Consider the following 17832-nt stretch of genomic DNA (forward strand, 5'->3'; position numbering starts at 1 on the left):
ACTTCAGGGGGAAGACGTGGCAGACGAGGCGAAACTCCGCGACTATCTCAAGCGGGCCGTCTCCGACGCCCGCGAGGCGCGCAGGCTGCTGCGAGAGGCGGAGGACAGGGAACACGAGCCCGTCGCCGTCGTGGGTATGGGGTGTCGTTTTCCGGGTGGGGTGGGGTCGCCGGAGGATTTGTGGCGGCTGGTGGCGGACGGTGTGGACGCGGTGTCGGGGTTCCCGGTGGACCGGGGGTGGGATGTCGACGGGTTGTACGACCCGGACCCGGGGCGGTCGGGGCGTTCGTACGCGAGGGAGGGTGGCTTCCTCCACGGCGCGGCGGACTTCGACGCGGGGTTCTTCGGTATTTCGCCGCGTGAGGCGTTGGCGATGGATCCGCAGCAGCGGTTGCTGCTGGAGACGGCCTGGGAGACCTTCGAGCACGCGGGTATGGACCCGGGCTCGGCCTCGGTACGCGGCACAGCGACCGGCGTCTTCATCGGGGCCACGGGCCAGGACTACGGCCCCCGCATGCACGAGGCACCGAAGAGCGTCGAAGGCCTGATGCTGACCGGCGGCACCGCCAGTGTCATGTCCGGTCGGATCGCCTACCAGTTGGGCCTGGTCGGCCCCGCGATCACGCTCGACACCGCCTGCTCGTCATCGCTCGTCGCCCTCCACCTCGCGGCACAGGCATTGCGCTCCGGCGACTGCACCCTGGCACTGGCGGGGGGTGTGATGGTGATGTCCACGCCCGGGACGTTCGTCGAGTTCAGCCGCCAGCGTGGCCTGTCCGCCGACGGCCGGTGCGCGTCCTTCGCCGCCGCCGCCGACGGCACGGGGTGGGGCGAGGGCGTGGGGATGCTGCTCCTGGAGCGGCTGTCGGACGCCCGCCGGAACGGACACCGGGTCCTGGCGGTGGTACGTGGTTCCGCGGTGAACCAGGATGGCGCGAGCAATGGGCTCACGGCGCCGAACGGCCCGTCGCAGCAGCGGGTGATCCGGCAGGCCCTGGCGAACGCGCAACTGTCGGCCGCCGATGTGGACGCGGTGGAGGGGCACGGTACGGGGACGCGGCTGGGTGATCCGATCGAGGCCGACGCGCTGATCGCGACCTACGGGCAGGGGCGGGACGCGGACCGTCCTCTGTGGCTCGGGTCGGTCAAGTCGAACTTCGGGCATACGCAGCACGCCGCCGGTGTCGCCGGTGTGATCAAGATGGTGATGGCGATGCGGAAGGGCGTGCTGCCCCGCACGCTGCACGCGGATGAGCCGTCACCGCATGTGGACTGGTCGTCGGGTGCGGTCGAGCTGCTGCGTGAGGCCCGTGAGTGGCCGTCGGCGGAGGGGCGGCCCCGGCGGGCCGGCATCTCGTCCTTCGGCGTCAGCGGGACGAACGCGCATGTGGTGATCGAGCAGGCGCCTGCTGCGGAGGTTGAGGAGACGACTGTGTCTGCTCCTCCGCCTGGGCTTGTGCCGTGGGTGGTGTCGGGCCGGTCGGACGGGGCGTTGCGGGGTCAGGCGGAGCGGTTGCGGGTGTTCGGGGCCGGCGGTGGTGCTTCGGCTGTGGATGTGGGGTGGTCGTTGGCGTCGTCGCGGTCGGTGTTCGAGCGGCGTGCGGTGGTGCTGGGGGAGAGCCGTGACCAACTCCTGGGCGGCCTGGAGGCTTTGGCGGGTGGTGCGGCTGCCGGGTCTGCGCCTGGTTCTGGTGTTGGTGTGGTGTCGGGGTCGGTTGTTTCTGGTCGTTTTGGTGTGGTGTTTACGGGTCAGGGCGCGCAGCGTGCGGGGATGGGTCGGGAGCTGTATGAGGCGTTTCCGGTGTTCGCCGGGGCGTTCGATGAGGTGTGTGCGCACTTTGGCCCGTTGGTGCGGGAGGCGGCCTGGTCGGGGGAGGGCCTGGATGGGACGGGTGTGACGCAGCCTGCGCTGTTTGCGTTGGAAGTGGCCCTGTTCCGGTTGCTGGAGTCGTGGGGTGTGGGGCCGGATGTGGTGGCTGGTCATTCGGTGGGGGAGATCGCGGCGGCGCATGTGGCGGGGGTGTTTTCGCTGGAGGATGCGGCTCGGTTGGTGGCTGCGCGTGGCCGGTTGATGCAGGCGCTGCCCGCTGGCGGGGCGATGGTGTCCGTACAAGCCGCCGAGGATGAGGTTCTGCCGCTTCTCGTCGGTCGTGAGGACCGGGTGAGTATTGCGGCGGTCAACGGTCCGAGGTCCGTGGTGATCGCGGGTGACGGTGACACGGTCGAGGCCATCGCTGTGTCTCTGGTCGAGCAAGGCACCAAAGTCAAAAAGCTGGCGGTGAGTCATGCGTTTCATTCGCCGTTGATGGAGCCGATGCTCGCGGACTTCCGTGCCGCGATCAGCGATATCTCGTTCTCCGCGCCGCGTTTGGCGATGGTGTCCGCCGTGACCGGAGAGTCGGTTACCAGCGAGATCGCCTCCGCTGATTACTGGGTGGAGCATGTGCGGCGCCCGGTGCGATTCGCTGACGCCGTGCGGGCCATGGAGGGTGAGGGTGTCCGTACGTACCTCGAACTCGGTCCGGACGGTGTGCTGTCCGCGCTGATCCCGGAATGTGTCAGCAACCGGGAGGAGACGGCCGCCATCGCTCTTCTGCGCCGTGACCGTCCCGAGCCACAGACGGCCGTCACGGCTGTCGCTCAGGCGTTCGTCCGGGGTGTGGGTGTGGACTGGTCGTCGTTCTTCGGCGGCACGGGTGCCCGGCGTGTCGATCTGCCGACGTATGCCTTCCAGCGGGACCGGTACTGGCTGCTCCCGCAGGCGTCCGCCACATCCGCCGCCGACCCCTGGCAGTACCAGGTCGTCTGGAAGCCGATCGGTGAGCCCGCCAGGACGACGACAGCGTCCGGGACCTGGCTGGTGTGTGTGCCGGAGGGGTACGAAGAGGCCGCCGAAGCACGGGGCGTCGTCGAGGCCCTCGGCGCCCTTGGCGCGCGTGCTGTGGTTGTGGTCCTCGGCGCAGCCGGTCTCGATACGGAGTTGATCACGGCCGGGGCAACGGACGAGGCCCCGGTCCGTGGTGTGATCTCGCTGCACGCGCTTCTGGCGGACCGGCCGGGACCACGTATCGCGACCGCTGCTCTGAATCTGATCGAGACGGTCGAACAGGCCGGGCTCGCGATTCCGGTGTGGTGTGTGACGCGGGACGCCGTCTCCGTTCACGCGGACGACGCGGTGAGTGAACCCGCCCAGTCGGTCCTCTGGGGTCTGGCGAGGGTCCTCGCCTGGGAGAGGTCACGGACCTGGGGCGGCGTGGTGGACATCCCGGCCCTTCCTCGCACGAGGGACTGGGCGCGTGTGGTCGCGGTGATCACCGGTTCGGCCGACGGCGAGGACCAGGTGGCCGTACGGCGATCGGGCAACTACGCCCGTCGCCTTGCTCATATGAACCGGTCCCCCGAACCGTCACCGACCGAGGAGGAGTCCGCACCGACTTGGGCACCGCACGGAACCGTGCTGGTCACAGGTGCCACCGGCAGAACGGGGCAGGCATGGGCACGCCGACTTGTGGGCCAGGGAGTCGAGCACCTGCTCCTCACGGGCCGCGACGCCGCCGGCGCCACCGCCCCCGGCCTGGCGGAGCTGGCGGACGAACTGAGTGAACTCGGCGCCGGTGTCACGGTGTTGTCCTGTGACGAGACCGACCGTGCCGCCCTCGCCCAGGCGCTTGCCCTGGTGCCCGCGGAGCGTCCCCTGACCGCCGTCTTCCATGCCGCGGGCCTCGCCGAGGACGAGGAGAAGGAGGACGAGAACGGGAACGGGAACGGGAACGCTGGGACCGGGAGCGCGGAGGCCGGGAACTCGGAGGCCGGGAACGCGGAGGGCACCGCCCCGGCCGCTCAGTCCCCGGGCCCCCAGCAGATCGGCCAGGTGATCAGCGCCCGTACCGACGCGGTGTGGAACCTGCACGAACTCACCCGGAACACCGACCTCTCGGCGTTCGTCCTGCTTTCATCGGCGGCCACCATCATCGGCAGCCCCGGGAGGAGCAGCGCGGCGGCCGCCCAGGCCTTCGCGGACGCGGTGGCCTGCCACCGGCGCGCCCAGGGTCTGGTGGCCACCTCCGTCTCCTGGGGACCTACCGCCTCCGACGCCGTGGATGCCGTGGACGCCACGGACAGCTCCGACGTCTCCGAGGCCCCGGACCTCACCGAGACCTCCACCCTGGGCGACCGCCCCGACCAGGGGCTCGTACCCATCCCCGCCGAGAGCGCCTTCTCCGTCCTCGACACCCTGATGAGGCAGCGACAGGCGTGTGTCACGATCGCCCACGTCGACTGGGAACGGGTCCTGGGCCTGGGCATCCCGCCCCGTGTCCGCCGGACGGTGGAGGACCTGCCGGAACTCCGCACCGCTCTTGCCGCCTCGGAGCGTACGGACGAGCCGCTGGACGGAGACGGTAGGGCAGCCGCGCTGCGCCGCGAGATCGCAGGACTGCCCGAGTCCGAACAGGATCGCTTGCTGCTGAACCTCGTACGCACCGAGGTGGCGTCGGTCCTCGGCTACGCCACTCCCGAGTCGGTCGAACCCCGGCAGAACTTCGGTGAACTGGGTCTTACCTCGCTCACCGCCGTGGAGGTGAGGGACCGGCTCAACGCCTCCACGGGGTTGCGCGTTCCGGCGTCCGTCGTCTTCGACCACCCGACTCCCCGTGCCGTCGCCGACCATCTGCGGAACGAACTCCTCGGTGCCCACGCGACACTGCCGGCGGCCGGGGGACCGGGATCGTCCACGGCTGTCGGCCTCGACGAGCCGATCGCGATCGTGGGGATGGCCTGCCGCTACCCGGGTGGCGTGTCCTCTCCCGAGGACCTGTGGCAACTCGTGGCCGACGGCACCGACGCGGTGTCCGGGTTCCCGGTGAACAGGGGCTGGGACGTCGAGGGACTGTACGACCCCGACCCGGAACGTTCGGGTACGACGTACGCGCGGGAGGGCGGATTCCTCCATGAGGCAGGGGAGTTCGACCCTGGTTTCTTCGGTATCTCCCCGCGCGAGGCGCTGGCGATGGATCCGCAGCAGCGGTTGCTGCTGGAGACCGCGTGGGAGGCCTTCGAACGCGCCGGCATCGACCCGGAGACCGTGCGCGGCACGCAGGTCGGGGTCTTCGCGGGAGGTAACGGCCAGGACTACGCCACGATGATGACGCGGGCCCCGAAGGACATCGACGGCTACCTCATGACGGGCAACGCGGCGAGTGTGGTCGCGGGCCGTATCGCCTACACCCTGGGACTCGTCGGCCCGGCGCTGACGGTGGACACGGCGTGCTCGTCGTCGTTGGTGGCCCTGCATCTGGCGGCCCAGGCGCTGCGGTCCGGCGAGTGCTCGATGGCGCTGGTCGGGGGCGTGACGGTGATGTCGACCCCCGGCACCTTCATCGAGTTCAGCCGGCAGCGTGGGCTGGCGGCCGATGGCCGGTGCAAGGCGTTCTCGGCTGCGGCCGACGGGACCGGTTGGTCCGAGGGCGCGGGGATGCTGCTGGTCGAGCGGCTGTCGGATGCCCGCAGGAACGGGCACCGGGTGGTGGCGCTGGTGCGTGGCTCGGCGGTCAATCAGGACGGCGCGAGCAATGGGCTCACGGCGCCGAACGGTCCGTCGCAGCAGCGGGTGATCCGGCAGGCATTGGTTTCCGCGGGGCTGGCCACCACCGATGTGGACGCGGTGGAGGCACATGGTACGGGGACGCGGCTGGGCGATCCGATCGAGGCCGAGGCGCTGCTCGCGACCTACGGGCAGGGGCGGGATGCGGAACGTCCGCTCTGGCTGGGGTCGTTGAAGTCCAACATCGGGCATACGCAGGCGGCCGCCGGCGTCGCGGGCCTGATCAAGATGGTGATGGCGATGCGGGAGGGTGTGCTGCCCCGCACGCTGCATGTGGATGAGCCGTCGCCGTTCATCGACTGGTCCTCGGGTGCGGTGGAACTGCTGCGTGAGGCCCGGCAGTGGCCGGAGACCGGCCGGCCCCGGCGGGCGGCCGTCTCGTCGTTCGGCGCGAGCGGAACGAACGCGCATGTGGTGATCGAGCAGGCCCCTGAGCTGGTGGCGGAGACCGAGGATCTCGCAGACGGGGCCGCTCCGGTGGTGGGGGCGGTACCGGTGGTGCCGTGGGTGGTGTCGGGCCGGTCGGACGGGGCGTTGCGGGGTCAGGCGGAGGGACTACGGGCGTTTGCGGCCGGTAGCCGTGCCTCGGCCGTGGATGTGGGGTGGTCGTTGGCGTCGTCGCGGTCGGTGTTCGAGCGGCGTGCGGTGGTGCTGGGCGAGAGCCGCGACCAACTCCTGAGCGGCCTGGAGGCTTTGGCCGGTGAAGCGGCTGCTGGGCCTGGTCCTGATCCTGCGCCTGGTTCTGGTGTTGGTGTGGTGTCGGGGTCGGTGGTTTCTGGTCGTTTTGGTGTGGTGTTTACGGGTCAGGGTGCGCAGCGTGCGGGGATGGGTCGGGAGCTGTATGAGGCGTTTCCGGTGTTCGCCGGGGCGTTTGACGAGGTGTGTGCGTACTTCGACCCGTTGGTGCGGGAGGCGGCCTGGTCGGGGGAGGGGCTGGATGGGACGGGTGTGACGCAGCCTGCGCTGTTTGCGTTGGAGGTGTCCCTGTTTCGGCTGGTGGAGTCGTGGGGTGTGGGGCCGGATGTGGTGGCTGGTCATTCGGTGGGTGAGATCGCTGCCGCTCATGTGGCGGGGGTGTTTTCGCTGGAGGACGCCGCTCGGTTGGTGGCTGCGCGTGGCCGGTTGATGCAGGCGTTGCCCTCCGGTGGGGCGATGGTGTCCGTACAGGCGGCCGAGGATGAGGTTGTGCCGCTTCTCGTCGGTCGTGAGGACCGGGTGAGTGTTGCGGCGGTCAACGGCCCGAGGTCGGTGGTGATCGCGGGGGTTGAGGCGGCGGTTCTTGAAGTCGCCGGTGCATTGGAGGCGTTGGGGCGTAGGACGAAGCGGTTGGCGGTGAGTCATGCGTTTCATTCGCCGTTGATGGAGCCGATGCTCGCGGACTTCCGTGCCGCGATCAGCGATATCTCGTTCTCCGTGCCGCGCCTGGCGGTGGTCTCGGCCGTGACCGGGGAGTCCGTCAGCGGTGAGATCGCCTGCGCTGATTACTGGGTGGAGCATGTGCGGCGTCCGGTGCGGTTCGCTGACGCCGTGCGTGCCCTGGAGGGTGAGGGGGTCCGTACGTTCCTGGAGCTCGGTCCGGATGGTGTGCTGTCCGCGCTGATCCCGGAATGTGTCAGCAACCGGGAGGAGACGGCCGCCATTGCTCTTCTGCGCCGTGACCGTCCCGAGCCGCAGACCGCCGTCACGGCTGTCGCTCAGGCCTTTGTTCGGGGTGTGGGTGTGGACTGGTCGTCGTTCTTCGACGGCACGGGAGCCCGGCGTGTGGATCTGCCGACGTACGCCTTCCAGCGGGAGCAGTACTGGCTTCAGCCGTCCGCCGACGTGGGTGATGTGGCGTCGGCTGGGCTGAGTGCTGCCGGGCATCCGCTGCTCGGCGCCACCGTGGAGCTTGCGAGCGGCCAAGGGGTGGTGCTGACCGGGCGGCTGTCCCTGAAGACACATCCCTGGCTCGCGGACCACGCCATCCTCGGCACGGTCCTGCTGCCTGGGACGGCCTTCGTGGAACTGGCGCTGCACGCGGGCGATCACGTCGGATGCGACCGCCTCGACGAGCTCACTCTCACCGCGCCCCTCACCCTCCCCCAACAGGGTGCCGTACAGCTTCAGCTCACTCTTGACGAGGCCGACGAGGAAGGAGGGCGCCGTGCGTTCGCCGTGTACGCGCGGCCCGAATCCGGCGACACCGGCGACGAACCGTGGACCCGGCACGCCACGGGCACGATCGTGCCGGGTGGGTCGTCGGCCGGGGCGCCTGCCGCCACGGCGACGGCATCGGGCACGGCGCTGACCGAGTGGCCTCCGCCCGGTGCGACCGAGGTGGAGCTCGAACCCACCGAGATCTACGGCTCCCTCGCCGATCAGGGGTATGCGTACGGTCCGGCGTTCCAGGGGCTGCGTCGCGTCTGGCGGCGCGACGACGAGATTTTCGCCGAGGTGGTCCTGCCCTCCGGGGCCGGCGGCATGGGCGGCGGCCGTGACGGCCAGGCGAACGGGCCCGAGCGGCCCGAGGGGCCCGAGGGGCCCGGGGCATTCGCCCTGCACCCGGCGCTCCTGGACGCGACCCTGCACGCGCCCATGCTGACGGCGCTGGAGGACGCGGCAGCCCCTGCTCTGCCGTTCTCCTGGAGCGGTGTCCAGCTCCATGCCACAGGCGCGTCGGCGCTACGGGTGCGATTCCGCCCGACCGGTACGGACACGGTGTCGGTGACGGCTGCCGACAGCACGGGCGCGCCGGTGCTGACGGCGGACTCGCTTCTCTGGCGTGAGGTCTCCACCGAGGCTCTGCGGAGCATGCGCACCGCGTATCACGACGCGCTGTTCCGGCTCGACTGGGTCTCCGCCCCGGTACCTGCTCCGGCATCCGCCCCGGCCGTCGCCGGTTCCGGAACGGCTGCCACAGCGACGGCCGCGACATCCGCGACGGCCGCGCTCCCGGACGAGCCGGAGGCATGGGCTCTCCTGGGGGCCGACGAGTTGGGGGTGGCCGGACGGCTCGGTGGTACTCCTCCTTCGTACGAGGACAGTGGCTCGCTGCTGGCCTCGCTGGATGCCGGTGACTCCGTACCCGCCGTTGTGTTCGCCTCGCTGCCCGCCGCGCCGGACAGCACGGCGGAGAGGCAGGGGAGCGCCGACGAGGTGCGGGTTCTGACGCACCGCGTGCTGCGCCTGGCCCAGGAGTGGCTTGCCGACGAACGCCTCGACGCGTCACGGCTCGTCGTTGTCACCCGGGGTGCCGTCGCCACCGACGCCGACGCCCCCGCTGGCCTCGCGCTGGCGTCGGCGCTGGGACTGCTGCGGACGGCACAGACGGAAAGCCCCGGCCGGATCGCACTGGTGGACATCGACGGCAACGACGCGTCGTGGCAGGCACTGCCCGCCGCACTTGCTGTGGGAGAGCCCCAGGTGGTCGTGCGTGACGGTGACCTCCGTGTGCCCAGGCTGGCCCGGCTGGCACAGGCCGCCGAAACGAGCACGGACGCCGAAACAAGCACGGCCACAAGCACGAGCACGGACGCCGGCGCAAGCGCAAGCGCAAGCACAAGCACAGGCACGGGCAGCGACACCGGCACATCCCCGGCGGAGCCACGCGGCACCCTCCTGCGTGGCGCGTCCCACGAGGGAACGGTACTGATCACCGGTGCCACGGGTGTGCTGGGCGGACTGCTGGCCCGGCATCTCGTCAGCGCGCACGGCGTACGTCATCTGCTCCTGACCGGCCGCCGTGGGCCGGCCGCCGCCGGGGCCGGGGAACTCCGCGCCGAACTGGAGGCACTCGGGGCACAGGTCACCCTCGTATCCTGCGATGTCGGCGATCGTGCGGCGGTGGCGGAGTTGCTGGCCGCCGTTCCCCCGGAGCATCCACTGACGGCGGTCGTCCACACCGCCGGTGTGGCCGACGACGGTGTCATCGGTTCCCTGACCCCGCAGCGGATGGACGGCGTACTGCGCCCCAAGGCCGACGGCGCGTGGCATCTGCACGAACTCACCAGGGACCAGGGGCTGTCCGCCTTCGTCCTGTTCTCCTCGGCGGCGGGGGTCTTCGGCGCCCCGGGCCAGGCGAACTACGCGGCTGCCAACGCCTTCCTCGACGAACTGGCCCGTCACCGGCGGGCCCAGGGGCTCCCGGTGACCACCCTCTCGTGGGGCCTGTGGGCCCGGAGCAGCGGTATCACCGGGCACCTCGGGCAGGCGGATCTCCAGCGGATGGCGCGCGCGGGACTGGTGCCGCTGACGACGGAGGAAGGGCTGTCGCTCTTCGACACCGCTGTCGCCACCGGGGAGCCCTGGACCCTGCCCATGCGCCTGGACCTCAAGGCGCTGCGCACACAGGGCGAGGCGCTGCCGGCGGTGCTGCGCGGCCTGGTGCGGACCACGCCCCGCCGTGGTGCCGCCGCTGCCACCGCGCCCGGAAGTGCCGACTCGCTGACCCGACGGCTGGCGGGCCTTCCGCAGCAGGAACAGGAGCGGCTCCTCACGGATCTGGTGTGCGGCCAGGCCGCCACCGTACTCGGCCATGCCGACCCGAACGCCGTCGACCGCGACCGGGCGTTCAACGAGGTCGGCTTCGACTCGCTGACCGCCGTGGACTTCCGCAACAGGCTGACCACGGTGACCGGACTGCGGCTCCCGGCCAGCCTGATCTTCGACTACCCGACGCCGCAGGCGCTCGCCGACCATCTCAGGGCCGAACTGGTCGACGCCGGCGCGTCACCCGAGAAATACGTACTCGATCACATCGAACAACTCGAATCCGCCCTGGCAGCGGTCGAGTTGGACGACATCGCGAGGGCTCAGGCGAAGGTGCGCCTGAAGAACCTTCTGACGCGGTGGGACGAGAAGAGCGAACAAGAGACGACGACACGGGTCGTGGATGTCACCGAAGGCCTGCAGTCCGCGTCCGCAGACGAGATCTACGACTTCATCGGCAAGGAATTCGGGATCGCCCTCGACTGAACAGCCGTACGGGCGTGGGCCCGCGGAACACGATGAGTGACGATGAGTGGGGGAAGCCGCGAGATGGCCAACGACGACAAGCTCCTCGGATACCTGCAGCGCGTGACAGCCGATCTCTACGAGACCCGGCACCGCCTCCAGGAGCTCCAGGACCGGAACCAGGAGCCGATCGCGATCGTCGGCATGGCCTGCCGCTACCCGGGCGGGGTCGCCTCCCCGGAAGACCTGTGGCGGCTGGTGGCCGGTGGTACGGACGCCATCACCCCCTTCCCGACCCGGCGCGGCTGGGACGACGACCTCTACGACCCGGACCCGGACAGCACCGGCCACAGCTACACCCGCGAAGGCGGATTCCTGCACGACGCCGATGCGTTCGACCCCGCGTTCTTCGACATGAGCCCGCGCGAGGCACTGGGCACGGACGCTCAGCAGCGTCTGCTCCTCGAAGTCGCCTGGGAGACGTTCGAACGCGCCGGCATCGATCCCGCCACCATGAAGGAGACCCCGGTCGGTGTCTTCTCCGGTGTCATGTACGGCGACTACGGAATCCGGCTGCACAACATTCCCGACGGATTCGAGGGCTACCTGCTGACGGGCAGCGCGGGCAGCGTCGCCTCCGGTCGCGTCGCCTACAACCTGGGCCTGGTGGGTCCCGCGGTGACGGTGGACACCGCGTGTTCTTCGTCGTTGGTGGCGCTGCATCTGGCGGCGCAGGCGCTGCGGTCCGGCGAGTGCTCGATGGCGCTGGCCGGCGGTGTGACGGTGATGTCGACACCCGGGACGTTCGTGGAGTTCAGCCGCCAGCGGGGACTGGCCCCGGACGGCCGCTGCAAGTCCTTCGGCGCGGGGGCCGACGGAGTCGGGTGGGGCGAGGGCGTCGGGATGCTGCTGCTGGAGCGGCTGTCGGACGCCCGCAGGCACGGCCACCCGGTGCTCGCGGTGGTCCGGGGCTCCGCGATCAACCAGGACGGCGCCAGCAATGGCCTCACAGCGCCGAACGGCCCCTCACAGCGCCGCGTGATTCGCCAGGCACTGGTGGCGGCAGGCCTCGCCGCCACTGATGTGGATGCGGTCGAGGCCCACGGTACGGGGACGCGGCTCGGTGATCCGATCGAGGCGGAGGCGCTGCTCGCGACGTATGGGCAGGAGCGCGACGCCGACCGTCCTTTGTTGCTGGGGTCGTTGAAGTCGAATATCGGGCATACGCAGGCGGCGGCGGGTGTCGCTGGTGTGATCAAGATGGTGATGGCGATGCGGGAGGGCGTGCTGCCCCGCACGCTGCACGCGGATGAGCCGTCACCGCATGTGGACTGGTCGTCGGGCGCGGTCGAGCTGCTGCGTGAGGCCCGTGAGTGGCCGTCGGCGGAGGGGCGGCCCCGGCGGGCCGGCATCTCGTCCTTCGGTATCAGCGGGACGAACGCGCATGTGGTGATCGAGGAGACGCCTGCTGTGGAGGATGAGGATGAGGGGACGACTGTGTCTGCTCCTCCGCCTGGGCTTGTGCCGTGGGTGGTGTCGGGCCGGTCGGATGCTGCGTTGCGGGGTCAGGCGGAGGGACTGCGGTCGTTTGCGGCCGGTAGCCGTGCCTCGGCCGTCGATGTGGGGTGGTCGTTGGCGTCGTCGCGGTCGGTGTTCGAGCGGCGTGCGGTGGTGCTGGGGGAGAACCGTGACCAACTCCTGAGCGGCCTGGCGGCTTTGGCCGGTGAAGCGGCTGCTGGTCCTGGGCCTGATCTTGGGCCTGGTGTGGTGTCGGGATCGGTGGTTTCTGGTCGTTTTGGTGTGGTGTTTACGGGTCAGGGCGCGCAGCGGGCGGGGATGGGTCGGGAGCTGTATGAGGCGTTTCCGGTGTTCGCCGGGGCGTTTGACGAGGTGTGCTCGTACTTCGACCCGTCGGTGCGGGAGGCGGTGTGGTCGGGGGAGGGTCTGGATGGGACGGGTGTGACGCAGCCTGCGCTGTTCGCGTTGGAGGTGGCGTTGTTCCGTTTGGTGGAGTCGTGGGGTGTGGGGCCGGATGTGGTGGCCGGGCATTCGGTGGGTGAGATTGCGGCGGCTCATGTGGCGGGTGTGTTTTCGCTGGAGGATGCGGCTCGGTTGGTGGCTGCGCGTGGCCGGTTGATGCAGGCGCTGCCCGCTGGCGGGGCGATGGTGTCCGTACAAGCCGCCGAGGATGAGGTTCTGCCGCTTCTCGTCGGTCGTGAGGACCGGGTGAGTATTGCGGCGGTCAATGGTCCGGCGTCTGTGGTGATCGCGGGTGCTGGTGATGCCGTTGATGAGGCCGCGGTGTTGCTGCGGGAGCAGGGCCGCAAGGTCAAAAAGCTCGCGGTGAGTCATGCGTTTCATTCGCCGTTGATGGAGCCGATGCTCGCGGACTTCCGTGCCGTGATCAGCGATATCTCGTTCTCCGCGCCGCGTTTGGCGATGGTGTCCGCCGTGACCGGGGAGTCCGTTACCAGCGAGATCGCCTCCGCTGATTACTGGGTGGAGCATGTGCGGCGCCCGGTGCGGTTCGCCGACGCCGTACGGACCATGGAGGGTGAGGGGGTCCGTACGTTCCTGGAGCTTGGTCCGGATGGTGTGCTGTCCGCGCTGATCCCGGAGTGTGTCAGCGATCCCGCCGCCTCCGCCGCCATTGCTCTTCTGCGCCGTGACCGTCCCGAGCCGAAGACTGCCGTCACGGCTGTCGCGCAGGCCTTCGTTCGGGGTGTGGGTGTGGACTGGTCGTCGTTCTTCGACGGCACCGGCGCCCGGCGTGTGGGTCTGCCGACGTATGCCTTCCAACGGGACCGGTACTGGCTGCTTCCGCCCGTCGGTGTCGGTGATGTGGCCTCCGCCGGGCTCAGCGCCGTCGGCCATCCTCTCCTCGGCGCCACCGTGGAGCTCGCGAGTGGCGAAGGGGTCGTACTGACCGGGCGGCTGTCCCTGAAGACACATCCCTGGCTCGCGGATCACGCCATCCTCGATACGGTTCTCCTGCCGGGCACGGCCTTTGTGGAACTGGCACTGCGCGCCGGCGACCATGTCGGATGCGACCGTCTTGATGAACTCACGCTGGCCACGCCCTTGGTGCTGACCGGAGAAGGCGCTGTTCGGTTGCAGCTTTCCGTCAGTGCCGCCGACGAGGCGGGGCGCCGCCAGGTCGGTATCCATACGCGGCCCGACACCGACGACGGGGTCGAGCACCCGTGGACCGAGCATGCCACGGGCCTGCTCGCCGTCGGCGTGCCGTCGGTCGGCGCCGATGGACCGGGCACGGCCTGGCCTCCGGTCGGGGCCGCGGAAATCGACGTCGACGGGGTCTATGGGCGACTTGTCGAACAGGGGCACGGCTACGGGCCGTCGTTCCAGGGTCTGCGCAGGGCCTGGCGGCTCGGTGACGAGATCCTCGCCGAGATCGAACTGCCCGAGGAACAGCGCTCGGACGCCGGACGGTATGTCCTCCATCCCGCGCTCCTCGACGCCGCCCTCCATCCACTTCTGCGGGGCGTCGTGGACGACGCGCGCCAAGGCGGGCTGCCGTTCTCGTGGGCAGGGGTGAGTGTGCACTCGGCGGGGGCGACCCTGCTGCGGGCCCGGCTGACTCCCACCGGCCCGGAGACGGTGTCGTTGACGGCCACCGACGGCAAGGGCGCTCCGGTGGTGACGGTCGAGTCCCTGCTCTCACGGCCGGTGTCCGCCGACGCCCTGCGCCAGGCGGGCGCCACGTACCACGAGTCCCTGTTCCGGCTGGAGCACCAGGCCGTCCCTGTGGCGACCGCCGGTGACACGACCGCCGCTGACGCGATGGCCGGCGGGACGATGGCCTTCGGCGCGGACGACTGGGTCACGCTGGGCACGGGCCGACCGGGACTTACCGCCGGTTCCGGCCGGTACGAGGACGTCGAGGGCCTGCTGCGGGCCCTCGACGAGGGAGACGCCACGCCCGCGGTGGTGCTGTGGCCGCTCGCCGTCCCGGCCGTTTCCGTTACCGACGAAGCCCCTGCCACCGACGAAGCCCCTGCCACCGACGACGCCTTTGCCACCGACGACGCCTCTGTCTCCGACAACGACTCTGTCTCCAGCCACGTTTCCGCTTCCGACGACGTTTCCGTCTCCGACGACGCGCCGTCGCGGGCCCGCCTGCTCGCGCACCGGACGCTCGACGTGGTCCAAACCTGGCTCACCGACGGCAGGCTCGCCACGTCCCAGCTCGTCGTGGTCACCGAAGGAGCGCAGAGCCGCGACCTCGCCGCCGCCACCGCGCGGGGCCTGCTGCGCAGCGCGCAGACCGAGAACCCGGGTCGGTTCGTACTGGTGGACCTGGACGGCCGGGAACAGTCCTGGCGCGCACTGCCGGCCGCCGTGGCCACCGGTGAGCCCCAGCTCGTCATCCGTGACGGCCAGGTCTCCGCGCCCCGGCTCGCCCGCGTACACAAACCGGTCGTGGCCGAAGACGGTCCCGTCACCCCCTGGACCACCCCCTGGACCGCCGACGGAACCGTTCTCATCACCGGCGCCACCGGCGCGCTGGGCGCGATGCTCGCCCGGCACCTGGTGGTCGAGCATGGAGTGCGCGATCTGCTGCTGATCAGCCGGCGCGGCCCGGCGGCGCCCGGCGCGGAGGAACTCGGCGCGGAACTGACGGCGTTGGGCGCGCGGGCCGAGATCGTCGCGTGCGACGCGGCGGACCGGGACGCGCTGGCCGCGGTCCTGGCCGCGGTTCCGGCGCGGCGGCCCCTGGCCGCGGTGATCCACACCGCGGGTGTGCTGGACGACGCGATCGCCGCGACGCTCACCCATGATCAACTGGACCGTGTGCTCAGCCCGAAGGTCGATGCCGCCTGGAATCTGCATGAGCTGACCAGGGGGACGGACCTCTCGGCCTTCGTCCTCTACTCGTCCTCCGCCGGTACCTTCGGCGGTCCCGGGCAGGCCAACTACGCCGCCGCCAACGCGTTCCTCGATGCTCTCGCCGCTCACCGGCAGGCCCTCGGTCTGCCCGCCGTCTCGCTCGCCTGGGGATTGTGGGCGCAGTCCACGGAATCCGGAGGGATCACCGAGAACCTCAGTGACACCGACAGGACCCGAATCGCCCGCGCCGGTATGTTCCCGCTGGCGCGGGAGGAGGGCCTGTCACTCTTCGACACCGCGCTGCTCGCGGCGGCCGACAGCCCATCCGGCACCACGGCATCCGGCACCACGGCGGGCGACCGCGCGCCCGGCACCACGGCGGCCGACCGCGCGCCCGGCACGGTGGTGGCAGGCCCCGCGGAAACCGGTCTGCTGCTGCCGATGCACCTCGACCTCGCCTCCTTGCGGGCCCAGCCCGACGCCTTGCCCGCCCTCCTGCGCGGCCTCGTCCGCCGCACGCCACGGCGCGGCGCGGCCGCAGGAGTGCAGGACGGCCCCTCACTGGCGGCCCGGCTGGCCGGGCTGAGCGAGCCGGAACAGCTACGGGAACTGGGCGGGCTGGTGCGCTCGTATGTGGCAGCGGTGCTGGGCTACGGCGACCGGAGCGCGGTCGGCCAGGACCGGGCCTTCCAGGAACTCGGCTTCGACTCGCTCACAGCGGTGGAACTGCGCAACCAGCTCGGTGCGGCCACAGGCCTCCGGCTGCCCGCCGCGCTGATCTTCGACCACCCGACCCCGGCCGAGGTTGCCTCCTATCTCCGTTCGGAACTGGTCGCCGACGGTGGTACGGAGCAGGCGCTCGCCGCACGGGTGCCCTCGGCTCCGTCCCGCTCCTCGGCGACGGATTCCGGCGGGGACGACGACCCCATCGCGATCGTGGGCATGGCATGCCGTCTTCCCGGGGGCGCGAACTCGCCCGAGGAACTGTGGCGGCTGGTGGCCGACGGAACGGATGCCATCACCGGGTTTCCGTCGGGCCGGGGCTGGGACCTCGACGGTCTGTACGACCCGGACCCCGACAGCCCGGGGAAGACCTACACGCGGGAAGGCGGCTTCGTCGACGGCATCGACCGGTTCGACGCCGCGTTCTTCGGGATCTCGCCGCGTGAGGCACTGGGGATGGACCCGCAGCAGCGGATGCTGCTGGAGTCCGTGTGGGAGACCATCGAACGGGCGGGCATCGACCCGCACGCGATGCGTGGCAGCGAGACGGGCGTCTTCGTCGGCGTCAGCGGACAGGACCACGGCGGCATCCTGGCGCGGACACCTGGATTCGAGGGCTATCTGCTGACCGGCAGCGCGGGCAGTGTGGCCTCGGGCCGTATCGCCTACACCCTGGGCCTGGTGGGTCCGACGATGACGGTCGACACGGCGTGCTCGTCGTCGCTGGTCACCTTGCATCTGGCCGCACAGGCCGTACGGGCGGGAGAGTGCTCGATGGCGCTCGCGGGCGGCGCGATCCTGCTGTCCACGCCCACCCTGTTCGTCGAGTTCAGCAGGCAGCGCGCCGGGGCCCCGGACGGCCGCTCCAAGGCGTTCTCGGCGGCGGCCGACGGCGCGGGCTGGGCCGAGGGCGTCGGCATGCTCCTGGTGGAACGGCTGTCGGACGCGCGCCGCAACGGTCATCCCGTACTCGCGCTCGTACGCGGCTCGGCGGTGAACCAGGACGGGGCGTCCAACGGGCTGACGGCGCCGAACGGTCCTTCGCAGCAGCGGGTCATCCGGCAGGCCCTGGCATCCGCCGGGCTCACGCCCGCCGACATCGACGCCGTGGAGGCCCATGGAACGGGCACCAAACTCGGCGACCCGATCGAGGCAGACGCCCTGCTGGCGACCTACGGCCGGGACCGTACACCCGAGCGGCCGCTGTTGCTCGGCTCGGTGAAGTCCAACATCGGGCACACCCAGCACGCGGCCGGAGCCGCCGGTGTGATCAAGATGGTGATGGCGATGCGCGAGGGCATCCTGCCGCCGACCCTGCACGTCGAGGAGCCGTCGCCGTTCATCGACTGGTCCTCCGGCTCGATGGAACTGCTGCGTGAGGCCCGGGAGTGGCCGGAGACGGGTCGCGCCCGGCGGGCGGCGGTGTCGTCGTTCGGCATCAGCGGTACGAACGCCCACGTCATCCTCGAAGCCGCGCCCCAGGACGCCGAGGACGCGGCCGAGGATGTGGCCGGGGCCCCGGCCGCGAGCGGGAGCGTCAGTCCGGTCGGTGAGGCTCCGGTGGTGGTGCCGTGGGTGGTGTCTGGTCGTTCTGAGGTGGCGTTGCGGGCGCAGGCTGATCGGTTGGGGGCTTTTGTGGCTGCTGATCGTGGTGTGGGTGTGGTGGATGTGGGTTGGTCGTTGGTGTCGTCGCGGTCGGTGTTTGAGCATCGTGCGGTGGTGGTGGG

General features: G+C 70.7%; 1 protein-coding gene and 1 pseudogene. Both read left to right on the top strand.

Annotated elements, in window-relative coordinates; all coding sequences use genetic code 11:
• Window positions 1-34: 34 nt before the first annotated feature.
• Window positions 35-10555 (top strand): annotated as a pseudogene (locus ACFYYH_RS30285) (SDR family NAD(P)-dependent oxidoreductase); the annotation flags it as partial.
• A gap of 42 nt (window positions 10556-10597) precedes the next feature.
• The coding region (locus tag ACFYYH_RS30290; RefSeq protein WP_388557660.1) for a type I polyketide synthase at window positions 10598-17832 on the top strand (7235 nt) is incomplete at its 3' end.

It is taken from the genome of Streptomyces sp. NPDC002018 (assembly GCF_042890865.1).
Lineage (GTDB): Bacteria > Actinomycetota > Actinomycetes > Streptomycetales > Streptomycetaceae > Streptomyces.